Genomic DNA, 24486 nt, shown 5'->3' with positions numbered 1-24486 from the left:
TGTCAGACAACGCGACTGCCTTCGGAACGTAGTTCGGCCACGGCTCGTATCTCGGTAAGGTTCGCGCAGATCAATCCCGATTCGACCATGACCATCTCATCTCGCCGGAGGAGCTTTCCTCGACACTAACGCACGCGTGGCACTCGGAACCTGCTCGACAGTCGGTTCGGGTAGATCCGTTCGGCCAACTGCCGTTTGCGCTCGATATTGACGTCGCGAGCGTCTTCGGGAAATCCGCCAGCGGTAGGTTTCGACGGCAGCTGCCCGGGATCGGTGATCAGACTCCACCGAGATCCGGCGTCGACAAGCGACTGATGTTTCGTTGCGTAATAGTCAGGATGCGGAACAATGGCGACTCCGCTGTCACCGGCAGCGGCGGCGAGCAGGTGTGGATGAAACCGGGTGCTGATCCAGGTATTGCCGACGCCGACAGGTAGACCCTCTCGCCATACGTCGAGGAATGGCACCACCGTCGCGCCGTCGAGCCGATCACCCATGAGTTTGGGCACCGTGTAATCGATACCGGGAATGCACTCGATGACGGTGATCTGCGAGCCGGCCACTTCCCAGTCGTCGAGCAATGCGGTGACCAGCGCGGCGATGGCACCGACCCCGGTCTTGCCACGCGCGGCGAAATCGTCGGTCAAGTCAGACTGAAGGCACAGCACAATGCCGCCCGATGGCGGCGCATCCGGTCCTCTGGCCGGCACCGATAGCCACGCATCGTCACCGGAGTGGCTGGGTTCGATGCCGGCGAATGCCGCGGCCGACGCCGAGTCGCGCACGTCGACCACGGTGAACCGACTCAACGCCTCGGTCAAGGTGTCCGCGCGTGGCCCGGTCATGGTCGGCGTCAGTCCCTGCCCGGTCGCGTACGTCGGAGCGCCGCTCCGTTCACCGACGGCGGCGATTGCGGTCGCCAACGAAAGGTGTTGCGGCCATATGTTATTCACATATCCGCCGCCGAGTAGGTGGATTGACGAGGCGCGCAGCAGCAGGTCAACACCCACGTCGAGATGGGATGCGACGCCGAGATTACTGGCGGCGCGCGTGACCCATTCCCACCCTCGGTCTGGATCCAGGCCATCCGGCCGCTCGATGTCGTGCCGCTCGGTGCCCGCGGCGAACAGCGTCAAGCGCCACAGGGTGTCAACGAATAGCACGCGAGGGTGGCTGCGGCGCAACATGATTGACGCCTGACCGGGGGAGTGGCAGTCCAGTACGACAAGAGCGCGTGGTCGCACGCGGGCCAGATACTCCAACCAAGTTTTCGCGATTAACTCATCGCCGAAGTTGGGATTGCCCGATGGCGCGACCAGATAGATGATTTCGTCACGAGTGAGGCGGTTGCGTACCCGCGCGGGAAACTCCGTTAGCTGCACCCGCAAATGCTATCCGGTGCGGCCGACTTTCAGCGTTCGACATCGCCGATCAATGTCGCCACGTGGTTGGGAACATATTTCGACAGGGACCTGGGCGGTCGGTGATAGTTGCCGCTGTGCACCGGTTTCTTGGGAAGCGAGACCGGTGCGTGGTCGACCGGGTGAAAGTCGATAGTCGAGAGAAGATGCGAAATCATGTTCAGCCGCGCGTGCTTCTTGATGTCGGATTCGACGACATGCCAAGGGCATAGCGCGGTATCTGTATGCACCATCATCTCGTCTTTCGCCCGCGAGTAGTCCTCCCAGCGGTTGATGGACTCGAGGTCCATCGGGCTCAGCTTCCATTGGCGCACTGGATCTCTCATCCGCGAACGGAAGCGTCGTAACTGTTCTTCCTCAGATACCGAGAACCAGTATTTGCGCAGGATGATTCCATCGTCTATCAACATCTGCTCGAATTGCGGTGTCTGCCGCAGGAACAAGCTGTGCTCCTCAGGCGTACAGAAGCCCATCACCTTTTCAACCCCGGCGCGGTTGTACCAAGAGCGATCGAACAGCACGATCTCGCCGGGTGCGGGCAAATGTGCGACATACCGCTGGTAATACCACTGCCCGCGTTCACGGTCATTGGGCGCAGGCAGTGCAGCGACCCGTGCGATACGAGGACTGAGGTATTCGGCGATCCGCTTGATCGTCCCGCCCTTGCCTGCGGCATCGCGGCCTTCGAAAACCACGACTACGCGCGCGCCGGTCGCCTTGACCCACTCCTGCAGCTTGACCAGCTCGGTTTGCAGACGGAAAAGCTCGGCCTCGTAGATCTGGTTAGGGATCTTCGCCGGCTTCTTAGCAGCGTCCTCGCCGGACCGACTGTTCTTCGATTTCGAGCCCATCGGTTAGCGATCGGTGCGTGCGATGAAACCCACGCCCTCGGAGTTGACGACCGCCAGTTTCTTGCCGTCGACCACGTAGTTCTGTAGTCCGCTCAGGGCTTTGACGAGTGACTTCTCCACCTGGCGTTTGCCGGGATCTTTGCACGGACGACCGGTGGTCGTTACCGGCCCGAAGACGATCATCGACGTAACCGGAATCGCGGCACCGCTCAATCCGTTGCAGCCGGTAGTACCAAAAACCTGAAAGTTGTTGAACCGCAGAGTCGGCGCGGCTCTCGTCAAGGCAGGGGGAGTCGACGGCGTGCCCTTGGTCAGCAATGCGACCACATTCCACTTGCTGCCGACCAACGACCGATCGGCCGCTTCTTTGCGATCGACGAGCCGGATCCTTACATTTCCGGTATTCAAAGTTAGGTCGGCGTCATCGAGACGCCAGGTTGGCTTTTGCTTGAGAAAGCCGGTGATCCAGCCGTCCGCGCCTTTGACCGCACCACCGCAGGCCTTACGCGTGGAGGCCATCGGTTGCGCGACGCGCAGGCGGCCTCTTGCCAGATCGACGGTCGAACGCAGCTGGTTACAGCCAGCATTGACACTCACCTGATTGGTGGTGCCGAACACCATGGTGATCGGACCGCCGCCCGGTAGTGGATTGTTGCCGCTGACTGTCTCCGAGATGAACGTCCGGCCCGACAGTTGGCTCTTGCCGGGCTTGGCCGGAGCGGCAGTCGCGACCGGCCCAACGGTGAGGGCCGCGATGAGCGTGACCGCCACCGCTGCGGCGACGGCGAGAATTGACCTATTGGCGGTCGAAAAATTGCGCGATAGTCGCGTAGACGCTGGCATGGGAGATAATTTACCTAATCTCCGGCCGGGCGTGACCGCAACACTGCGGTACGTCACGCGCGTCGCATTGTCGACACGGGGTCGATGAGTCGAAATCGCACCGAAGGAGCGGCCGAATGGATTCCGTAACGTGCCGGACCGAGTACCTCACCGCACGCCATGAGTGGGGTGCGCGTGGTGCTTGGACCGCGCTCGTCGCCGGACTCGTCGGATTCGTCGTCCTCAAGATCGTCGGCATCAACGGATCGACGACGGCGATCGTAGTGTTCGCCACAATCGCGGCGTCGTTGATGATCGCGACCTGGGGGCGGCTGGGTGAGCGCGGAGCGGTGCTCTTGTCCGCCGATGGAGCAACCGTCACGCTCGGGAACGAAGGTAAGCGGTTGGTGTCCTATCCACTGGCGACGTTGGTTTCGGTCACCACGGAAGGACCGGCCTCAGCCACATCCCGTGTCGGCCAGAACCTCACCGTCTCGGGCTTGAATTACCTCGTGCTGGAGTTCGCCGACGGGTCTACGCCGGGCAGCCCGACCGATATCTGGCAGATCGCCGTCGTCGAGACCGATCCGGCAGCCGCCGTCCTTATCGATAGACTGCGATCCGCATCGGCCACATCGCCGGTAAATCTCGCGAAGCCGTTCACGCCGGACGTGTACCGCGACACATCACCTCCGAATACCTCCCGGACGACGTCGGCAACTCCACGAGTTGATCTCAGCCGCGAACCTTCGGCTGCGGCGAGCGACTCGGGCTATGATGCCCCGCGAATCGCCAATGCCAGCAGTGACGAAGCCGCGCAACGTCTTTGGGAATCAGCGATAGGTCGACACGACGAGATTCTGCGTGCCTACGGAGCGTATGAATTACAGCCGGACCAAATGTTGCGCTATCCGGCGGTCACCGACGTCACCCTCGAACCAGTGCAAGACTTCCACGACGCGCTCAGCGACGCGCAGGCCCTGCGCACCGAGACCTTTCCGGAGGAGCGTGACGTCGCTGACGATTACCAACAGTCGGTCAGGAAGTTGTCACGCGCCTGGATCGCGTGCGAGGCGAACGGACGCAAAGTGGGTACAGAGTATCTGGGAGTGGACGAACGTGACGGCCTCGACACCGCTCTCAAACTGGTCAATCATGCCCGCGGCAGCGCGACCGGCGAGGAGGAGGCCACCTACTATCAGCGCGCGCATCGCATTGTCGTCGACCTACGGGACAAGGGGGCAATTCACCTGCCGGCCGGTGCCGTCGCACAACTGGAGGCGAGCGCGCGCCGTGCATTGAAGTAGTAGTAGGTCTCTGGAACGTTCCACTGCCTCAACAGGATTCGTCGATCGCCCGATGCGGTGACCGGCAACGTCAGTAGTAACCCGCCAACAGGAAAATGCCGGCCATCGAATACCTGCCGCTGGCCGCCTCAGCTTTCGACATCTTCACCCGAATGAATGGCGGGTCCGCGTCGGATGACGAAGAATTCGTTGCCTCGATATCGATAGCGTTCCGGTCGAAGGATTTCACGTTTCCGCGTGCCATGGCCTGCGCTCGGATCGAGTCGAACACTGTTGAATTGAGTTGGTCGAACGAGAATCCGCCGGTCGGCAATTGTCTGGCAGCCAAATGATTGCTCACTCGTGGGAACTGACCGGGACGAAGGGCGACGTCGCCCCACCGGGTAGTTGTGGTGAAATCGATCAGTACGCCGCCGCTGTTCTGGATAGCGCCGGCGAACATGATCGGCGTCGACGGTGCGGTGCCACGGATCTCGAAGCGGTCGAAAATCTTCATACTCAGTGGCAATCGCTGGGCGATCAGAGCGTCGCGAGCGATGCGGAACGACGTCGCGAAGTCGGCTGGCTCGAAATATTCGGCGACCTTACCGTCGGCGTCGGCCTCCATGTCGTCGATATCTGAATCCTCGAAAGATATTGATATCAAAGGCTTCTCGTAGTCGTAGGGCTTCGTGATCGCGATGTCGTCAACTGTCGTCGGCTTGCCGGCACGCGCCAGCGCGTCTTGCGTCGTTGTGACGACCGCGGCGAGGTCGGTGTTCAGAAACTGAGCGGGATCGAAGGTGTCGTCGTCGCGGGATTGGGTAGCGCGACGAGTGGGCTCGCTGAACTCGCCGTCGGATTGCCGGTAGAGCGAGATCTGCTGACCGGTGTCTGGATCGTAGAAATCGGCGTAGTCCGACCCAGTCTCACCCAGCCGAATGTTTAACGCGGTCCGAACCGTCGTCGGCGCGATGGTCCGTATCTCGTCGACAAGTGCTCTCAGTCGACTGTTGAGGTTTCGGTCCGCCGCAGTCCGCGACGTATCGTCTAGTGAATCCGAACCAGATGACACCGACGGCAATGACACAGTGACGTGCCACGCGGTTGCCGGCACGCCGAAGAGCACGACCGCGCACACCACGAGCGTCACCGCCGGGTAGATGACTGCCCATGCGCCGGGGTAGTCGCCGAATTGCGGCGGCTTGGCCCGTCGTCGGCGGGCAGGGCGGGGCGGCACCGATACCGGCAGAATTTTCGCGTTACCCGTACTCAGTAGGGACTCGGCAAACGATTTGTTCATCGCGGTGATCCACGTCGTCCAGTACGACACATCGCCGGTTGGTGTGATGGTGGCGGTCACCGACGTCGGCTGCACACTGGTCGCATTGATTGCACTGCGAGTAACCGACTCCACCTGCACACGCGTGCCGGGTGCGCTGCCTGCCAGTTCCCAGTGCTGCATCTCGGTGAGTCGAGAGGGTCGTGGGCTGATCGCCAGGCCGGCGACAATCCCGAATCCGCCGAGAATGGCGACCCAGAGCGGATTGTGCGCGCCCAGACCGATACTGACTGCGATGATCACGCCGGCGATGGCGGCGACCACTAGCCGGATCGTCACACGACGTCGCGTGGAGAAGCGGGGGAACATCGCCATCACAGCACCTCCGGGCATCGACACACGGCGCGGCCGCTGGGTGCGCTATTGGATTGCTGCCGCGTCGACACACCCGAACTCTATGTTGACTCCTCGCCCGCCCAGACGGGCAAGTACCGTGGAACCCGTCAGGTGCGCCGACACCGGTAACGTTCCGGTGGCCGCAGCGTCGAATACCGACATTACGTGCGCGACGCGCCCGTCCCGCGACAGGGACGCGCAGGTGAAGAGGAGAAGGTAGCCGGTGGGAAAGCTTTCCAACAGCATGTGGCGATTGCTGGGGTCGCAAACGACCCGCAATCAGTCCAAGTCAGTCAGCCTGATCAAAGATTCGGCTGCGCATGACAAGTGGGCTGCCAAGCTCGACGACGCGGAAGTCGTCACTGAAGCGGAGAAGCTGGACATCGGTGCGGAACTGGGCGATAGGGCGAAGTTCCTGGCCTTGGCGCGCGAAGCTTCCGACCGTGCCCTTGATATGCGGGCCTTCGACGTGCAGTTGCAGGGCGCGCTACGCCTACTCGAGGGTGACATCGTCGAAATGGCGACCGGTGAGGGTAAGACGCTCGCTGGCGCGATCGCCGCTATCGGCCACGTACTCAGCGGACATCGAGTGCACGTCATTTCGGTGAATGACTATCTCGCCACTCGCGACGCGCGGTGGATGAAGCCGCTATTCGACTTATTCGGGATCGATGCCCAATTCATCGAGGAGAAGTCGACCCGCGAGGAGCGTAAGGCCGCGTACGCCGCCGACGTCACCTACGCCTCGGTCAACGAAATCGGCTTCGATGTCCTACGCGATCAACTCGCGCAGACCGAGGATGACCTGGTGTCCCCGAAACCCGACGTCGCAATCATCGATGAGGCCGACTCGGTCCTCGTCGACGAGGCATTGGTTCCGCTAGTGTTGGCCGGCTCTACCGAAGGAGACGTTCCGGACCAGGCGATCCACACGGTCGTCGCGAGCCTGAAGAAGAAGCACTACGACGTTGACTCCGATGGTCGCAATGTGACACTTACCGACGAAGGTGCGGAATTCGTCGAAGCTGAGCTTGGTGGAGTGAACCTCTATAGCGAGCAGCACGTCGGCACCACGCTCGTGCATGTCAACGTCGCGCTGCACGCGCACTATCTGCTCGAGCGAGATGTGCACTACATCGTCCGTGACGGCGGCGTTCATCTGATCAACGCGTCGCGTGGTCGAGTCGCCCAACTTCAGCGCTGGCCCGACGGCGTACAGGCCGCGGTAGAGCTGAAAGAGGGACTGGCGCAAACTGATTCGGGCGAGGTCATCGACACGATGACAGTGCAGGCTCTGATCGGTCGCTACCCCAAGGTTTGTGGAATGACCGGTACCGCGTTGGCCGCGGGTGAGCAGTTCCGCCAGTTCTACAAACTGGCGGTATCGCAGATTCCGCCGAATACGACCAACATCCGCGTCGACGAGCCCGACCGCGTATACGACTCCAAGGCCAATAAGGTCGAGGCGATCGTTTCTTATGTCGCCGAAGTCCACGAGACCGGACAACCCATCCTGATCGGCACGCACGACGTCGCCGAATCCGAAGAGCTTGCCTACTTCCTGGACAAGGCCGGTGTCACCAGCGTCGTTCTCAACGCCAAGAACGACGCTCAAGAGGCATCGATCATCGCTGAGGCAGGCAAGAAGGACGCGGTCACGGTGTCCACTCAGATGGCAGGCCGGGGTACTGACATTCGCCTCGGCGGTTCGGAGGACGACGAGAAGGCCCGCGAGGAGATCGTCGAACTCGGTGGACTGTGCGTTGTAGGTACCGGTCGCCACGACACTGAACGACTGGACAGTCAGTTGCGTGGCCGGGCCGGACGCCAGGGCGACCCCGGAGTCTCGGTCTTCTTCTCCAGCCTCGAAGATCCCGTGGTCACCAAAAACCTTGCGTTCAAACGTGATCCGGTCTCACAAGAAGAGGACGGCTCGATGGGTTCGAAAGGTATCGAACTCATTGAGCAGGCTCAGCGCGTCGCTGAGGGCGTCATGTTGGAGTTGCATGCCAATACGTGGCGCTACAACCAACTGGTCAATCAGCAGCGTGACATCGTGGTGTCCCGCCGGATGGAAGTGCTCACCACCGATGCCGCCATCGATGAGCTCAAGAAGGCCGAACCCGCTCGTTACGCACTGTTGCGCGGCGAAGCGCTGCCAGCCGACGGCAAGGTTGACGAGGCCGATAAGAATGACTCGGACGACGTTGCGGAGCAGGTGGCTACCGAGAAGGCCGGCGCCGCAACCGAATCGGCGGGAGCGGACTCCGCCGCCGCCGACGACGCCGAGGAGTCGACATCGATCGAGCCAGCGGTCGACGCCGAGACTGCTGCTGACCCAGATGCTGAAACCTTCACCGCCGCCGAACCGGTCGATGAGGACGTCCTTGCCGTCGCGGCCCGCGAGATCGTGTTGTTCCATCTCGACCGGGCGTGGGCCGACCACCTGGCCTTCGTCGCAGACGTTCGTGCCAGCATTCACTTGCGGGCAATCGGTAAGCAGAGCCCGCTCGACGAATTCCACCGGCTGATCGTTGACGAGTTCAACAGGCTCCCCGACGAGGCGGTTGCCAACGCGCGCGAGACATTCCGGGAAGCGACGATCACCAAGGACGGAGTCGATCTCGGCACCGCCGATCTGCATCGGTCCACCACAACCTGGACGTATATGGTTCACGACAATTTGTTCTCCTCCGGCGGTGCCAAGACCCTGCAGGGGATCATCGGTGTCTTCCGCTGACAGTTCCCGCGCGCAGCCGCCCGACGCCGCGACCGTCGAAGGCTCGATAACCAAAGACCAGATCTGGACGGTGCCCAACGCACTGAGCGTCGGGCGGCTGATCCTCATCCCGGTATTTATCTACGTGCTGCTGGTTGCGAAGGCCGATGGTTGGGCATTCGCGATCTTGATGGTGTCAGGTTTCACCGACTGGTTGGACGGTAAGCTCGCACGTCTGCTCGATCAGTCCTCGAAACTCGGTGCCTTACTCGACCCGGCGGCTGACCGGCTCTACATCATCGTCATTCCGCTTTGTTTCGGTATCCGGGATTTTGTGCCGTGGTGGCTCATCGGCGTGATTGTCGGCCGCGACGTCTTGCTATTCGCCACGGCGCCGCTGCTCAAATCTCGCGGGCTCGTCGCCCTGCCAGTGCTCTACATCGGCAAAGCGGCGACGTTCGCGTTGATGAGCGCGTTCCCGTGGATTCTTGCCGGACAATTGGATTCAGTTTTCGGCGATATCTGCTATCCGATCGGGTGGGCGTTCATGGTGTGGGGAGTGGGCCTGTATCTTTGGTCCTTCGTCCTCTACTGGATTCAGACTGTGTCGGTGGTAACGAAGATGCCACGGGCGGGCAGTTCGCCTGTGTAGTCCCGGCAAAAGTTGACACAATCATCTGCGACCTACAGGAAGGTTCAATACTCGTGAGCAATGTGCCCGATTCCCTCCGCTATACCGCTGAACACGAATGGGTGGAGAAGATCGACGCCGACACCGTACGGGTCGGGATCACCGCGTATGCCGCTGAGCAACTCGGCGACGTCGTTTTCGTCCAACTTCCCGGCGTCGATGACGAAGTGGCCCCTGGCGAATCGTTCGCCGAGGTGGAATCCACCAAGAGTGTGTCCGATATCTTCGGCCCACTGACCGGCACCATCGCCGAGGTGAACGACGCACTCGACGCATCGCCCGACCTCGTCAACTCCGATCCTTACGGACAGGGCTGGCTCGCGGTCATCCGAGTATCGGGTGACATCGACGCGGAGCTGTCACAAATGCTTGATTCGGCCGGATACCGCGCGCTGACCGAGGGATAGCGGTGTTGGCGCGGAATCGCCGCTCCGCCCGCCGCACGACTATGCTTAATCTGATCACCGCATCCTCACTCGACGGCTGGACGAATCGGCCGCGATACGGTCTAGGTGAATCAGATAAGGCTTAGGAACACAATCGGCGCCGACACGGCAGGGTCTGAAACCCCCTCGCCCGCGTCCGCCGCCCGCAGGTGCGTCCCGACCGGGATGCCCACGCGGATAGTGAATAAAACGATGACGATAGAACCGACGACGACAGGAGACGTGGTGAGCGAGAGCGACAACGGCTACGAAGCACCGGTGGAGACAACTTCGGTATTCCGTGAGGACTTCATCAATGAGGTTGATGGTGCCCCGGCGGCCGCGAGTGAACCCACTGATACGGGCGTCGAGCGACTCGCACCGGGCACAGCGCTGCTGGTGGTCAAGCGGGGCCCCAATGCGGGTTCGCGTTTTCTGCTCGACCAGGCGACCACGTCCGCGGGCCGCCACCCAGACAGCGATATCTTCCTCGACGATGTGACCGTGAGTCGCCGCCATGCGGAGTTCCGACTCGGCGACAACGACTTTCAGGTTGTCGACGTCGGCAGCCTGAACGGAACCTATGTCAATCGCGAGCCGGTCGACACCGCGGCGCTGAGCAACGGTGACGAAGTACAGATCGGTAAGTTCCGTCTCGTCTTCCTGAGCGGTCCGCGCGACGGCGAGAGCGCCTAAAAACCCGTGACGGCAGCGTCGGCCGGGCAGCGCGGCGGCGGAGTCATGTCTATTGGCTCCGTCCTCGGTCGGCTGCGTGATGATTTCCCAGATGTCACCATTTCCAAGATTCGATTCCTTGAATCTGAAGGACTGGTAACGCCGGAACGGGCACCGTCGGGTTATCGGCGGTTCTCGGACTCTGACTACCAGCGTCTGCGTTTCGTGCTGACCGCACAACGTGATCGGTACCTTCCGTTGAAGGTGATCAAGGAACAGCTCGATGAGATGGACGCCGGTTCGTCAACGTCGGGCGCACCGACCCTCCTGTCGAGTGCGCGCGGAGCGGTTGCGCCCGCAACTGATTTCGGTACTCGAGGTTCGCGGGTATCGCGTGACGACCTAATCGAACGCACCGGTGTGGATAGCGCATTCATCACCGAATTGATGCGAAATGGTCTCCTGACTGCCGGGCCCGGCGGATTCTTCGACGAGGACGCCGTCCGTTTGGTCGAGGCAGCCGGATCATTGGCGAGTTATGGCCTGGAGACTCGGCACTTGCGCGCGTTCAAGGTCTCCGCTGATCGCGAAGCCGGCCTGGTTGGCCAGATTGCCAGTCCGATAGCCAAGGGCCGGGGCACCGGCGCTCGCGACCGCGCCGAAGAGTTGGTGCGGGAAATCGCGGCGCTGTCGGTAACGCTGCACACTCAACTGGTGAAAGCCGCGGTCCGCGATATTCTGGACTGAGCCACTTCACTGTTGGTCGGGGAGTCATCCCGACCGCTGTTAGGCGAGCGGAGCGAGTCGAATCCCGCGAGGAAGGTGGAATCATGGGCGAGATGAAAGTCGTCGGCATTCGTGTCGAGCCACCGCAAAGTCAGCCAGTTCTCCTGTTGCGTGAGGTGGATGGCGAGCGCTATCTCGCGATTTGGATCGGCCAGAGCGAAGCGGCATCGATCGCGTTGCGGCAGAAGGGGATTGAACCCCCGCGTCCATTGACGCACGATTTGATTGTCAATCTGGTCAAGGCGCTCGGCCGCGAACTGGTCAAGGTGCGCATTGTCGACATGCAAGAAGGCACGTTCTACGCCGAGATGGTGTTCGACGACGAACTAACGGTTTCGGCCCGGCCCTCCGACGCGATCGCGGTCGCCCTGCGGGCGGGCGTGCCGATCGTCGCCGATGAGGATGTCCTGGTGGAGGCGGGGCTCATCATTCCCGACGAGGACGCCGATGGTGTGGCCGATGGCTCGGCCACCGCCGCCGACGGCGAACTTTCCGAAGACGAAGTCGAGCGATTCAAGGAATTCCTCGACAGTGTTTCGCCCGATGACTTCAAGGCCGGGGAATAGTTAGTCCGTGCGTGGTCGGCGAAGGTCCAGATGACTTCAAGGCCGGGGAATAGTTACTCCGTGCGTGGTCGGCGGAGGTCCAGATGACTTTAGGCCGGGGAATAGGTCACGGTACGGCCACTACCGCATCACGGTAACCCTACATCTCAACTTTAGGTTTAACCTCCAGCGCGTCGCGTTGAAGTAGTTTGTCTGCCCGCATACGGTCTACCTATCACCGCCAGATCTGGCTGGCGATAGGAAAGAATGGCTGACACGGGTACCGTGAAGGTCGGCGCCGAACGTCGCGCGCCGCCTAACGCAGTTTGAGGCCATCCGAGTGCTGCGAGGAGTGTGGAGTGGGCGACCAGCCGATCGACAACGGCGACAACCGTACCGAGGTGGGTGCGGGTGGGCAACAAGCCACCCTCGACGACATCGCGCCGGGACTGTTCCCGAATGACATCGTGCCTGACGAACTCGTCGGGTACCGCGTGCCGAGCGCATGCCAAATCGCTGGCATCACCTACCGACAGCTCGACTACTGGGCGCGTACCTCGCTGGTGGTGCCGTCAATCCGTGGCGCGGCCGGTTCCGGCAGCCAGCGGCTCTACTCGTTTAAAGACATCCTCGTCCTGAAGATCGTCAAACGCCTTCTCGACACCGGTATCTCGTTGCAGAACATCCGCGTCGCCGTCGATCACCTCCGCAAGCGTGGTGTCGAAGACCTCGCGCGGATCACTCTGTTCTCCGATGGCACCACCGTCTACGAGTGCACATCGGCCGAAGAGGTCGTTGACCTTTTACAAGGTGGTCAGGGTGTATTCGGCATCGCGGTGAGCGGTGCTATGCGTGAACTGTCCGGCACTATCGCCGATTTCCCGGGCGAGCGCGCCGATGGCGGCGTCAGCGAAACCGCGCCGGAAGACGAATTGGCCGCTCGCCGTAAGAGTCGGACGCGCAAGACGGGTTAGCAGCCCGCCCGGCGATTATCGGGTACCAGCGTGTCGAGTCTGGTTCGGTACTCCTTTCGATCGTCGAGCGCCGGAGATGCTGATTCTGGTTCGGTCGCCCCTTCGATCGTCGAGTGCCGACGCGAGCTTGCGAGCTTCGGTGTATCGAGACGCCGCGACCCGACCTCGAAACTCAACCAATAGCCTTGCAACGCAGCAACTTTCGCGACCTCTCATACGGTCATCGCTGATTCGGTTCAATGCGATCCGCACTGTCGGACCTACCCGATACCCTTGACTCATGCGAAATCTCGTTCTGTCCGTCATCGGCGACGACCGTCCCGGCCTGGTTTCCGCTCTCGCGGATGCGATCGCTTCTAATGGCGGAAGTTGGGACAGGAGCCAGCTCGCGCAACTGGCGGGGAAATTCGCCGGCATTGTCGTAGTGACGGTGGCTGCGGCCGATGCCGACGACCTCATCTCTTCAGTCACGAAACTCGATGGTCTGCTCGACGTCGTCGTGCACGACGGTGGCGGAGACATTGTTTCCGGCGACGACTGGACTGCATTGCATATCGGATTGTTGGGCAACGACAGGTCGGGGATCGTGCAGGAGATCTCGACCGCGCTGAGTACAACCGGCGCAACCATCGAGAATATGACGACTGGGACACGCGAAGCGCCGATGGCCGGTGGTCTCCTGTTCGAGGCGGACTTCGACGTGCGGATCCCGCCAGGCGTCGAATTGTCCGATGTCCGTGCCCAATTGGAGCACCTGGCGGCCGAGCTGCTGGTCGACCTCGACATCGACGCCACCACCGTTGCGGTTGACTGAGCCCGTTGGCAGCGTCGTGTGACACATCCGACGCCCGGGTAGGTGAGGTACGCCCAGGTGGGCGGTTAGTATTGACACGCATCGCTGCGCTGCGGGAGAGCGCTGGACCGTAACTCGGATCCGGCCGCCGAAGGAGCAACACCTCTCCGTCAATCTCTCAGGCACCCTGGACCGTCGCGTTGACGATGTCTCTGGAAAGTGACGCGCCCACCGCGCGTCCGCCCACGGTGAAAAGTTGTGGTCGTCTGCCCTTACCGGGCGCAGCGGCGCGACCGAAACTCTCAGGCGTCGAGTAGTCGGCATTGACAGAGGGAGAGGGCCCCTTATCGTCGGTGCGCATGGGCATCGACTTCGCGAGAGGTTGCCCTCATGGCGCTCAAGTCCTCCCTCCCATCGTCCGAGTCCGCGATCTTCGCCGACCGTCACGTCGGCCCCAACGCTGGCGAGACCGCCAGAATTCTGGCGGCTGTCGGTGTGGCCGACCTTGATGAGTTGGCTGTGAGGGTTGTGCCGTCCACCATCGCCGACACCGCTGGCGCGAACGGGCTCGGTGCCCTGCCGCCCGCACTTTCCGAACCCCAGGTCGGTGCCACGCTCGCCGCTCTGGCCGCCAAGAACACCGTCGACCGTTCGATGATCGGTCTTGGCTACTACGACACCCACACCCCCGGCGTCATTCTGCGCAATGTCGTCGAGAATCCGGCCTGGTACACGGCCTACACGCCGTATCAGCCGGAAATCAGTCAGGGACGCCTCGAGGCGTTGCTCAACTTCCAGACGATGGTCTCCGACCTCACCGGGATGGAGATCGCGAACGCGTCGATGTTGGATGAGGCGACGGCCGCTGCCGAGGCGATGACCCTGTTGCGGCGGGCCGGGAAATCCAAATCGCCGCGCCTGATCATCGACGCCGACCTTTATCCGCAGACCAAAGCGGTCATCACCACCCGCGCCGAACCGCTGGGGATTGACGTTGTCGAGGCGACTCTGGATCCCACTGCCGCCGACTCGGGCTTGCCCGATGGCGAATTCTTCGGTGTCATTACGCAGGTGCCCGGCGCGTCCGGCCGAATCTTCGACGCCGAACCGATCATCGCCGCGGCACATGACCGTGGCGCGCTCGTTGCCGTCGGCGCAGACCTGCTCGCGATGACGCTGCTTACCCCGCCCGGCGATCAAGGAGCAGATGCCTGCTTCGGCACCACCCAGCGTTTCGGTGTTCCGATGGGCTTCGGCGGGCCGCACGCCGGCTATTTGTCAGTCCACAGCAAACATGCTCGTCAGCTGCCCGGCCGTCTCGTCGGTGTCTCGAAGGACGACGACGGCAATCTCGCCTATCGGCTGTCTCTGCAGACGCGTGAGCAGCACATCCGCCGCGAGAAGGCCACCAGCAATATCTGCACCGCCCAGGTGCTGCTGGCTGTTGTCGCCGCGATGTACGCGAGCTATCACGGACCCGATGGACTCACCGCGATTGCCCGACGTGTCCACGCGCATGCCGATACCATCGCCGCATCTCTCGGCGATGCCGTCGTACATGCAGACTTCTTCGACACGGTTCTCGTATCGGTACCCGGTCGCGCCGACGCCGTTGTGGCTGCTGCGAAGGTCAACGGCGTGAATCTGTGGCGTGTGGATGCCGACCATCTGTCGATCGCCTGCGACGAGACGACCACCGACTCGGATGTGGCCGCGGTTCTGAACGCATTCGACGTCGACCTCGCGTCGGGTGCCACCGATATCGCCAACCGAAGCTCGGAATTTCTCGCCCATCCAGCATTTCATCGCTACCGCACGGAGACCGCGATGCTGCGTTACCTGCGCAAGCTGTCCGACAAGGACATCGCGTTGGACCGCAGCATGATTCCGCTCGGGTCATGCACGATGAAACTCAACGCGACCGCGGAGATGGAGCCAATCACCTGGCCTGAATTCGCCGGACTACACCCGTTCGCGCCAACCGGAGACACCGTCGGCATCCGAGAACTGATCACCACCCTGGAAGGGTGGTTGGCCACCATCACCGGCTACGACCGAATCAGCTTGCAGCCCAACGCCGGATCGCAGGGGGAGTACGCCGGCCTGTTGGCGATCCGTCGCTATCACCTTTCGCGTGGCGACGATCTGCGGACTGTCTGCCTCATCCCATCGAGTGCTCACGGCACCAACGCCGCGTCGGCGGTGATGGCGGGTATGAAGGTCATCGTGGTGGCGTGTCGGGAGAACGGTGACGTCGACACTGCGGATTTGAAAGAGAAGATCGCTGCCCACGGCAATGAACTCGCCGCGGTCATGATCACCTACCCATCGACACATGGCGTCTTCGAACACGAGATCACCGAGATCTGTGGTGCCGTCCACGATGCCGGTGGTCAGGTATATATCGATGGCGCGAACTTGAATGCGCTTGTCGGCGTTGCTCGTCCGGGACATTTCGGCGGTGACGTCAGCCATCTGAATCTGCATAAGACGTTCTGCATTCCGCACGGCGGTGGCGGACCGGGGGTCGGGCCGATCGGCGTCGGCGAACATCTTGCGCCATTCCTGCCGGGGCACCCGCTGGCTGACGAGTTGCCGGGCGACCTAACCATTTCCGCTGCGCCCTACGGCTCGGCGTCGATTCTGCCGATCACCTACGCGTATATCGCGATGATGGGTGGGGATGGGTTGCGTCGCGCGACGTTGACCGCGATCGCGTCGGCCAATTACATCGCCCGGCGCCTCGGTGAGTTTTACCCGGTCCTCTACACCGGGGACAGCGGCTTCGTGGCTCACGAATGCATCCTCGATCTGCGTGGGCTAACCAAAGAGACCGGCGTGACCGTCGATGACGTCGCGAAACGGTTGGCGGACTACGGTTTCCACGCGCCGACGATGAGTTTCCCAGTTGCCGGAACGTTGATGGTCGAGCCAACTGAGAGTGAGAATCTCGATGAGATTGACGCGTTCATCGACGCGATGATCGCCATCCGCGGCGAGATCGAAAAGGTGGGGGCTGGGCAGTGGCCGGTCGATGACAATCCGTTGCGCGGTGCCCCGCATACGGCGGAATGTCTTGTCGCGGAATGGAATCACCCGTACACCCGGGAAGAGGCGGTGTATCCGAACGGGCTGCCGTCGGCCGGTGGTCGAGACAAAGTCTGGCCCGGCGTACGTCGTATCGATGGAGCCTTCGGCGACCGGAACCTGGTCTGCAGCTGCCCGCCGATCGAGGCCTTCGCCGAGTAGGGGTCGCAGGCGCGGCTCGAGGTTTGACGGTCAAATTGGCTGGTCGGTGTATCGAGACCTCGCAACCAGTCATCGCCGACATGCGGTCCCGTTGTCCGCCAAGTTAATCCATGCGTTTGCCGGCGCTCACCTCACATGTTGAACGAGGTGGATTCCGACAAGCGAGGTGGATCGTCGGACGCAAACATCTTCGCGGATTACTCGACGTCGCCTCGGGACGCGCTCGCGTTGCCCACTTCAGCCAAGCAGGGCTGAAACCTGCGCACCGACGTCGACCAAGGGAGATCCTCCCTCGCATCGCGTCGCGCTACAGATTCCAGCCCTGCTCGGCTGAAACTGCCGTATGACGCCAACTAAGGGAGATCCTCCCTCGCAACTGCTCACGACGCAGAGTCGGAAGATCAGCGCTTTCCGTACACCGCATTGTTCACCGCGGCCACCGCACCCGGCTCGGGCACCGGCATCGGATTGGGGATAACCGGGAACGAAACCGTCGAATTCGCTTGCGGCAGCGCGGCATCACCGCGGAACCCCAACGCTGTCAACTCTTTCATCTGCTCAGGTTTACGCACAAAGGCAAAGAATTCCCCAACGCCATCGGCCTGTGCCGTCGACACCTTGTTACCGGAAAGGTGGGTGATGGGGAAGTCGGCTAACGGCGAGATTCCGCCGGGGGACAGTTCCCGCAGATTCGCGCTCTTGCCCGCGCGGCTAAGGATGTACAACTGTGCTTCGGTTATCGGTACGGCGTGGACCTTCGACTTAGCCGGATCATTGCCATTCGCAACGGTTTCAGCGGCCCACGCCGACGTATTCTCGTCGAGTGCGGGTGCCTCGTCGAGCAGTACCTGGATGCTCGATCGCACGCGTGTCGATTCGGCATCGGACGTGGTCAGCAGCGACTGACTGCGGGTCACCTCGGTGGCCACGGCCTGCGACGCCAGTGCGGTCGGGTCGCTATTCGGACCGGTCGGCATGGCGAGTCGTAATGCGCCCCAACCGTTGAGCCCGAACCGAGACAGACTGCCAGCGGTCCGCGCCAGGGTAGGCAACTGGCCCCACTCGATCTTGCCGTCGACCTTTTCCTTGAACTCGGGTGTCACGGCCAGCACGACCGGTGATGTCACCAGCGACTCCGGCGTGCCGTCGAGCAGGGTGGGCTTGGACACCTGCAACTGCGACGTCCACACCGACGACTGCGGCACCCACGCAGCGGGGAACGCACCGAGCGTCGACGAATCCCATTGCGCCTCAGTCAAACCCTGGTACGTGATCCGCGAATCGCCCGGCCGAATATCGACGGTGATGCAATGGTCACGAACTACCGGATGAGTCTTGTTGTACGACTGGGCAATTCCGCGCAAGGCATCGGAGATATCCGGATCGACGATGATCGGCACCACCGTCTTGCCTTCGACACACGTCCCGGCCGCTTGATCACCCTGCTTGTCGACGCGCTCGGCGAGTTGCCACCACACCACTGCGGCGGCGACGATCAAAATAACGCAGAGCGCCGCGAAGACCAGTCCTCGACTGACTCCGCGGCGCCCCGCATCGGTCCGGTGGTGGGCCACCAACTAACTCCTTATAGGCATAAGGCCGTCAGTTGTTGGCAGCCTTGTATTCGCGACGACGGCGATGCAGGATCGGCTCGGTATAACCGCTCGGCTGCTTCGCGCCCTCGAGGATAAGCTCTTTGGCCGCCTGGAATGCGATGTTGGTATCGAAATCCGGGGCCAGCGGACGGTAGTCGGGGTCACCGGCGTTCTGCCGGTCGACCACGGGTGCCATCCGCTTGAGCGCTTCGACGATGTCGTCTTCACTCACAATGCCATGTCGCAGCCAGTTGGCGAGCAACTGACTGGAGATTCGTAGTGTCGCTCGGTCTTCCATCAGTGCGACGTCGTGGATGTCGGGAACCTTGGAACAGCCGACCCCGGCATCGATCCAGCGGACCACGTAGCCAAGGATCGACTGTGCATCATTGTCGAGTTCTTCGCGCTTTTCTGCCTCGGACCAGTTGGTATTGGCCGCGAGCGGGATGGTCAGCACGTCGTCGACCGATGCCGGTTCGCGTTTCGCGATGTCATCCTGGCGCTCGAAAACGTCGACCTCGTGATAGTGCAGCGCGTGCAGGGTGGCGGCAGTCGGCGATGGCACCCACGCGGTGTTCGCGCCGGCCTTAGGGTGAGCGATCTTCTGCTCCAGCATGTCATGCATGAGATCGGGCATCGCCCACATACCCTTGCCGATTTGCGCCTTGTGCTGCAGCCCCGCGTGCAGGCCAGTGTCGACGTTGAAGTCCTCGTAGGCCTTGATCCACGTCTGCTGTTTCATGTCGGCCTTGCGCACGACCGCGCCAGCCTCCATCGAGGTGTGGATCTCGTCGCCGGTGCGGTCGAGGAAGCCGGTGTTGATGAAGACCACGCGGTTCTCAGCGGCCTTGATCGCGGCCTTGAGGTTGACCGTGGTCCGGCGCTCCTCGTCCATGATGCCGACCTTGATGGTGTTCTCGGGCAGCCCGAGCACCTTCTCGACGGAGCCGAACAGATCAGCGGTCAGCGCGACCTCGTCGGGGCCGTGCATCTTCGGCTTCACGATGTAGATCGATCCGGTGCGCGAGTTCTGCAAACCCTCGGCGGACAATCCGTGGACGCCGATCAGCGAGGTGATCAGCGCGTCCAGGATGCCCTCGCCGATCTCGTTGCCGTCGGCGTCGAGGATGGCGTCGGTGGTCATCAAATGCCCGACGTTGCGCACGAACAACAGTGAGCGACCGTGCAGTTCCAGCTCGGAGCCATCGGGCGCGGTGTAGGTCCGGTTCGGATTGAGCACGCGGGTGAAGGTCTTGCCGCCCTTGGCGACTTCCTCGGACAGGTCGCCCTTGTTCAGGCCCAGCCAGTTGTGGTAGCCGAGCACCTTGTCGTCGGCGTCGACCGCGGCGACCGAATCCTCGAAGTCCATGATTGTGGTTATCGCGGACTCGACGAGTACATCTTTGACGCCTGCGGCGTCGGTAGATCCGATCGGCGACGAAGCGTCGATCTGGATTTCCAAGTGAAGGCCATTGTGGCGCAACAGAATCGACTTGGGGGCGAGCGCGTCGCCCTGGAAGCCGGCGAATGCGGCTGGATCGGCGAAGGTTGTCGTATCGGTGTCGTCTCCGAGTACAACGGTGACCCTGTCGCCATCGACCACGTACTTTGTGGCGTCCGCGTGTGAACCATGCTCCAGCGGAACAGCCTTGTCCAGGAACGCCTTTGCGAACTCGATGACCTTATCGCCGCGAATCTTGTTGTACGACTTGCCCTTTTCGGCGCCATCGGTCTCGGGGATCGCGTCGGTGCCGTACAGCGCGTCGTACAGCGAACCCCAGCGGGCGTTCGACGCGTTCAGTGCGAAACGTGCGTTGAGGATCGGCACCACCAGCTGCGGCCCGGCCGTGTTGGTGATTTCGATGTCGACATTCTCGGTGCCGATGGCGAAATCGGCAGGTTCATCGACGAGATAGCCGATCTCCGTCAGGAATGCCTTGTACTCGGCGAAGTCGAGAGTCTGGTGATCCCGATGCCAGGCGTCAATCTTCGCCTGCAGGTCATCACGCACGGCGAGAAGTTCGCGGTTACGCGGGCCGTGCTCGTTGATGACCGATGCGGCACCGGCCCAAAACGCGTCCTGATCTACTCCGGTGCCCGGCAGCGCCTGATTGTTGACGAAGTCGTAGAGAACGGGAGCGACCTGCAGACCATGGACGGTGACGCGTTGCGACATGACAGCCTTTCTGTGCCCGGCGAGCGCGTCGAACCCGACGCCCCGCGCAGCCTTGAAATGATCGACGACGACAGCGTTCCGCCGAGTACACGCTGCGGTGCGCTGAAGCCGCCACTTATGCTACTCGGAACTGTTTCCGCAGTTCCCAACACCTCCCAGTCAGCTACCGGCAAGTAACTTCAGGGGTGTGACATGGCCGATCGCAACTGGGAGATGTGATGTAGCAGCTCAGTCCGCAAACGCGAACCCTGCTCCGCTACAACGGTTTGCGCACGAACATATTCCGCGCGACCGGCCGCAGTCTCGATCGCGATGGGACGGTAGCCGTAGGCGCGCAGATCGTAGGGACTGGCGCGCATGTCGATCTCTCGCGCCGCATAGGCGAGTTCGAAAGTGCGCAAGAGCAGATCCGAATCAAGCAGCGGCATCAACTTCGCCGCCAACCGATATAAGTCCATCGAGGCATGCAGACAACCGGGCTGCTCACGATCGACCTGCGAAGCGCGCGTCAATTCCGCAGCATTACGCCCGACTGCGGGTTCGGTGAAGAACCGAAACGCGTCATAGTGCGTGCACTGCAACGACATCGACTCGACAACCTCGTCCGTGCCGACCGCGCCCAATCGCAGCGGCACCGAATGCCGAGGGGCGGCAACGCTCCCGCCGCCGGTGACATTTGGCCCGCTCGCTGCGCTCCCGGCGCCGGTGACATTTGGCCCGCTCGCTGCGCTCCCGGCGCCGGTGACATTTGGCCCGCTCGCTGCGCTCCCGGCGCCGGTGACATTTGGCCCGCTCGCTGCGCTCCCGGCGCCGGTGACATTTGGCCCGCTCGCTGCGCTCCCGGCGCCGGTGACATTTGGCCCGCTCGCTGCGCTCCCGGCGCCGTAGACCATTGCCCACTCGTGTAAACCAAAACACCCCAACCGTGCCGGCCGAGATGCGGTGGCCGACAACAACTCCCCGGTGTAGGCGATCGTCGTCGATCGTTTGCGCAGATACGCCCGCGAAACGGTGACACCGCCGTCGACGCGCTCATACCCGCGCTGCTCCGCATACGGGTGGCTACGTTCAGGCCCCTCGGCGAGCACCACCCCGAATCCCGGATGCCACCGCTGCAACAGGACCGGCCGGTAGGGGTAATAGGTGAACAGGAAGTCGATCACTGGATGGGTGGCGCCACGACGTCGTGCAGCCAGGTAGTCGCCGATCAATTCGTCGACACGGGCTCGATGCCGCAGTGCGGCGTCGCGCCAGGAATCAGCGGACATCAGCGTCGGGACATCGGTCGTCGACGAGTTCATCTCACAACCGGTTCGTCTCGTCGCGGACGGTGCCGACGACTTCCTCCACCAAATCGGCCAGCGCGACTACACCGATGGTGCGCCCGGAGTCGTCCACCACAGCCCCCAGATGAGAACTGGTTCGCCGCAGTGCGGAGGTGCCCTCATCGATCGGAGTTGTCGCCGATAACACGGGCAGCGGCCGGATTTTGTCGATGCCGATGATTGTGTCCGGGCCGATCTGTTCGTCGAGGATGTCCTCCAGAACATCCTTGAGGTGCAGATATCCCGTGTAGGTGCCATTCGGTGAGCGCACCGGGAAACGAGAGAAGCCGGTGTCAGATACCGCGCGCTCCACCGATCCGAGGCGGGGGCCGACACCACCGGTCGTCGGGTCACGCCGGGCCTGCACCGACCGCAGGCTTTCCAGCGGGATCATCACTTCCGATACCGTCCGGCCCACACTCTCCAGAGCACGCGTGAGTCGTTCATGCTCTTCGGCGTCGATCAGTCCCTCGGCCTTCGATTCGCCGATCATCTGTGCCAGCTCGCCGGTGGAGACCGTGGCGTCCAACTCGTCCTTCGGTTCCACGCGCAACGCCCGCAGACTGATATTCGCCAGCCAGTTATAGAAGGCGATCAGCGGGCGAGCCACCTTGATAAACGCAAGATGGATCGGAACCAGCAGCATCGCCGACGACTCCGGCCCGGCCAGGGCGATATTCTTCGGCACCATCTCGCCGAGCAAGATGTGAAGCACGACGACCAGCGACAACGCGATGGTGAATGCGATCGGGTGCAGGAAACTCTCCGGAATATGCACCCACTCCAGCGGCTTTTCGATCAGATGCGCGACGGCGGGCTCACCGACGCGACCGAGCAGAATCGAGCAGATCGTGATACCCAACTGCGCGGCCGCGAGCATGAGGCTTAAATGCTCAGAAGCGCGAATAACCGTGCGCGCCCGCGCTTTTCCGCTTTCGACCAGCGCTTCGAGCCGGTCCCGTCGCGCCGAAATTAGGGAAAACTCGGCGGCGACGAAAAAGGCGTTGCCCGCAAGCAACACGACGGTCAGAACAACTCCCCACAGGTCGCTCATCGTGTTGCCTTCCCGTCGTCAGCCGAGGCCTCGGGTGTATCGGCTCCGAGCGGCTGGAGCGACACGACATCGATTCGACGTCCGTCCATCGTGGCGACGGTTGCCAGCCAGCGAGGCTGCGCAGGGTCGTGGTCTTCTGTCCCCGACTGCTCGCGGCCCTCGCCATGATCGGCACCATATTCGGCCGTCGGAAGTTCAACGCTGTCGCCGACTGCCGCGATTCGACCGAGGCAGAACATCACCAGACCGCCGAGCGTGTCATATGCCCCTTCGGGAGCGCGGTAGCCGATCGCGTCGGTCAGCTCATCGAGCCGGAGAAGTCCGGCACATTGGTAGCCGGCGCCGTCGCGGGTGACGTCGGCGCGTTCGTTGTCGTGTTCGTCGGTCACATCGCCGACGATCTCTTCGATGACATCCTCGGTGGTCACGATTCCAGCTGTACCGCCGTATTCGTCGATGACCACGCAGACTTCCAGGCCGTCGGCGCGCAACTGATCCATCACCGCGTCGCCGTCGAGGCTGGTGGGCACTGTGGTAACTGGTCGGGCGATACTCGCCAGCGTCGTGCTGCGTTGCGCTTCGGGAGCGACAGTGAACGCCTGTTTGATGTGCACGATGCCGAGCAGGTTATCCAGGTCGCCGTCGATCACGATCGGGAAGCGGGAATGCCCGGTCCGCGCCGATGCAGTGATCAGATCTCGAATGGTCTCGTCGCCGTCGAGGCATTCGACTGTCACCCGCGGGGACATCAGATCTTCGGCAGTTAGTTCGCCGAACCGCAACGATCGGTCGACCAGCGCGGCCGTCGTCGAGTCAATGGATCCGTGCCGCGCCGAATTGCGCACCAGCGAACCCAATTCCTGCGGTGAGCGGGCCGAGCGCAACTCTTCGGCCGGCTCGATCCCCAACCGTCGGACGATCAAGTTGGCGGTGCCGTTGAGGCCGTTGATGGCCCACCGGAAGATCGCCGAGAAAGCCGACATAGCGCCCGCAGTCGCTCGCGCGACATCCATCGGACGGGCGATCGCGAGATTCTTCGGGATGAGTTCGCCGAGCACCATCGACAATGAGGTTGCGATGACCAACGCGATGATCAGTGCCACCGCAGTGACAGCCGCGTCGGGTAGATGCGCGAGTTCCAACAATGGGCGGATCGCCGTCGCAACCACGGGCTCAGCGATATAACCGGTGATCAGGGTCGTGATCGTGATACCCAGTTGGGCGCCCGACAACTGGAACGACAAGGTCTTGTGGGCGCGTTCCACCTGCCGTGAACGTCGATCGCCACGGGTGGCGACGTCGTCGGTGATCGTCGACCGCTCCAACGCGGTCAGCGAGAACTCCGACGCTACGAACAGTGCGGTTCCCAATGTCAGGGCAATGAACCCGACCACGCCGAGGATGTACAGCGCGATGTCCAC

At 62.3% G+C, this 24486-nt stretch carries 19 protein-coding genes and 1 riboswitch; of the genes, 10 read left to right on the top strand and 9 right to left on the bottom strand.

All coding sequences use genetic code 11. The annotated features are described in order from the left end of the window. Positions 1-125: 125 nt before the first annotated feature. From AAFP29_RS14285 to AAFP29_RS14275, 3 genes are read right to left on the bottom strand one after another with little or no spacing between them, the layout of a single operon-like run. Positions 126-1382, bottom strand: a complete 1257-nt coding sequence (locus tag AAFP29_RS14285; RefSeq protein WP_419218009.1) for a polysaccharide pyruvyl transferase family protein — start codon at positions 1380-1382, stop codon at positions 126-128. A 29-nt stretch (positions 1383-1411) separates the two neighbouring features. Further along, positions 1412-2272: a polyphosphate kinase 2 gene (gene ppk2, locus AAFP29_RS14280; protein ID WP_419218008.1), complete on the bottom strand. Its 861-nt coding sequence runs from the start codon at positions 2270-2272 to the stop codon at positions 1412-1414. 3 nt (positions 2273-2275) lie between these two features. Next, complete coding sequence (locus AAFP29_RS14275; protein ID WP_419218007.1) at positions 2276-3115, bottom strand: META domain-containing protein; 840 nt, start codon at positions 3113-3115, stop codon at positions 2276-2278. Positions 3116-3231: 116 nt separating this feature from the next. Here AAFP29_RS14275 and AAFP29_RS14270 point away from each other — a divergent pair, with 116 nt between their 5' ends. Further along, positions 3232-4401 carry a hypothetical protein gene (locus AAFP29_RS14270; RefSeq protein WP_419218006.1) on the top strand — a complete coding sequence of 390 codons (1170 nt, stop codon included), beginning with the start codon at positions 3232-3234 and terminating at the stop codon, positions 4399-4401. 70 nt (positions 4402-4471) lie between these two features. Here AAFP29_RS14270 and AAFP29_RS14265 read toward each other — a convergent pair whose 3' ends face one another. After that, positions 4472-6037 (bottom strand): hypothetical protein, encoded by a 1566-nt coding sequence (locus tag AAFP29_RS14265; protein ID WP_419218005.1) that lies wholly within the window; start codon positions 6035-6037, stop codon positions 4472-4474. 244 nt (positions 6038-6281) lie between these two features. Between AAFP29_RS14265 and secA2 the strand changes: the two genes are divergently transcribed. The 9 genes from secA2 to gcvP all read left to right on the top strand — a co-directional run bounded on the left by secA2 (position 6282) and on the right by gcvP (position 16915). Continuing rightward, positions 6282-8798 (top strand): accessory Sec system translocase SecA2, encoded by a 2517-nt coding sequence (secA2, locus tag AAFP29_RS14260; RefSeq protein WP_419218004.1) that lies wholly within the window; start codon positions 6282-6284, stop codon positions 8796-8798. A gap of 46 nt (positions 8799-8844) precedes the next feature. After that, positions 8845-9429 carry a CDP-alcohol phosphatidyltransferase family protein gene (locus AAFP29_RS14255; RefSeq protein WP_419218113.1) on the top strand — a complete coding sequence of 195 codons (585 nt, stop codon included), beginning with the start codon at positions 8845-8847 and terminating at the stop codon, positions 9427-9429. Between the two features lie 47 nt (positions 9430-9476). Then, on the top strand, positions 9477-9875 hold the full coding sequence (gene gcvH, locus AAFP29_RS14250; RefSeq protein ID WP_419218112.1) for a glycine cleavage system protein GcvH: 399 nt from the start codon (positions 9477-9479) through the stop codon (positions 9873-9875). 261 nt (positions 9876-10136) lie between these two features. Then, positions 10137-10589 carry a glycogen accumulation regulator GarA gene (gene garA, locus AAFP29_RS14245; protein ID WP_040525471.1) on the top strand — a complete coding sequence of 151 codons (453 nt, stop codon included), beginning with the start codon at positions 10137-10139 and terminating at the stop codon, positions 10587-10589. Positions 10590-10634: 45 nt separating this feature from the next. Beyond that, on the top strand, positions 10635-11315 hold the full coding sequence (locus AAFP29_RS14240; protein WP_419218003.1) for a MerR family transcriptional regulator: 681 nt from the start codon (positions 10635-10637) through the stop codon (positions 11313-11315). Between the two features lie 83 nt (positions 11316-11398). Continuing rightward, the gene (locus tag AAFP29_RS14235; protein WP_419218002.1) at positions 11399-11920 is read left to right on the top strand and encodes a bifunctional nuclease family protein; all 522 of its coding nucleotides are present in this window, start codon (positions 11399-11401) and stop codon (positions 11918-11920) included. 338 nt (positions 11921-12258) lie between these two features. Then, entirely contained in the window at positions 12259-12873 is a 615-nt protein-coding gene (locus AAFP29_RS14230) for a MerR family transcriptional regulator (protein ID WP_419218001.1), read from the top strand. A gap of 280 nt (positions 12874-13153) precedes the next feature. Next, the gene (locus tag AAFP29_RS14225; RefSeq protein ID WP_419218000.1) at positions 13154-13687 is read left to right on the top strand and encodes a glycine cleavage system protein R; all 534 of its coding nucleotides are present in this window, start codon (positions 13154-13156) and stop codon (positions 13685-13687) included. A gap of 82 nt (positions 13688-13769) precedes the next feature. Next, positions 13770-13871, top strand: a riboswitch (glycine riboswitch). A gap of 185 nt (positions 13872-14056) precedes the next feature. After that, positions 14057-16915 carry an aminomethyl-transferring glycine dehydrogenase gene (gcvP, locus tag AAFP29_RS14220; RefSeq protein WP_419217999.1) on the top strand — a complete coding sequence of 953 codons (2859 nt, stop codon included), beginning with the start codon at positions 14057-14059 and terminating at the stop codon, positions 16913-16915. A 401-nt stretch (positions 16916-17316) separates the two neighbouring features. On the opposite strand, the gene AAFP29_RS14215 is transcribed toward gcvP, so the two are convergent. The 5 genes from AAFP29_RS14215 to AAFP29_RS14195 form a co-directional block, all read right to left on the bottom strand. After that, positions 17317-18489, bottom strand: a complete 1173-nt coding sequence (locus AAFP29_RS14215; protein ID WP_419217998.1) for a hypothetical protein — start codon at positions 18487-18489, stop codon at positions 17317-17319. 28 nt (positions 18490-18517) lie between these two features. Next, positions 18518-20686, bottom strand: a complete 2169-nt coding sequence (locus AAFP29_RS14210) for a malate synthase G (RefSeq protein ID WP_419217997.1) — start codon at positions 20684-20686, stop codon at positions 18518-18520. A 179-nt stretch (positions 20687-20865) separates the two neighbouring features. Then, positions 20866-21987 (bottom strand): 3-methyladenine DNA glycosylase, encoded by a 1122-nt coding sequence (locus tag AAFP29_RS14205; RefSeq protein WP_419217996.1) that lies wholly within the window; start codon positions 21985-21987, stop codon positions 20866-20868. Between the two features lies 1 nt (position 21988). Then, complete coding sequence (locus AAFP29_RS14200; protein WP_419217995.1) at positions 21989-23065, bottom strand: hemolysin family protein; 1077 nt, start codon at positions 23063-23065, stop codon at positions 21989-21991. Continuing rightward, positions 23062-24486 carry a hemolysin family protein gene (locus tag AAFP29_RS14195; RefSeq protein ID WP_419217994.1) on the bottom strand — a complete coding sequence of 475 codons (1425 nt, stop codon included), beginning with the start codon at positions 24484-24486 and terminating at the stop codon, positions 23062-23064. The genes AAFP29_RS14200 and AAFP29_RS14195 overlap by 4 nt, the downstream gene beginning before the upstream one ends.

Source organism: Gordonia sp. CPCC 205333 (assembly GCF_048537885.1).
Classification (GTDB): Bacteria; Actinomycetota; Actinomycetes; order Mycobacteriales; family Mycobacteriaceae; genus Gordonia.
The sequence above is the reverse complement of the archived record's forward strand: the minus strand, read 5'-3'. Positions and strand labels throughout refer to the sequence as shown.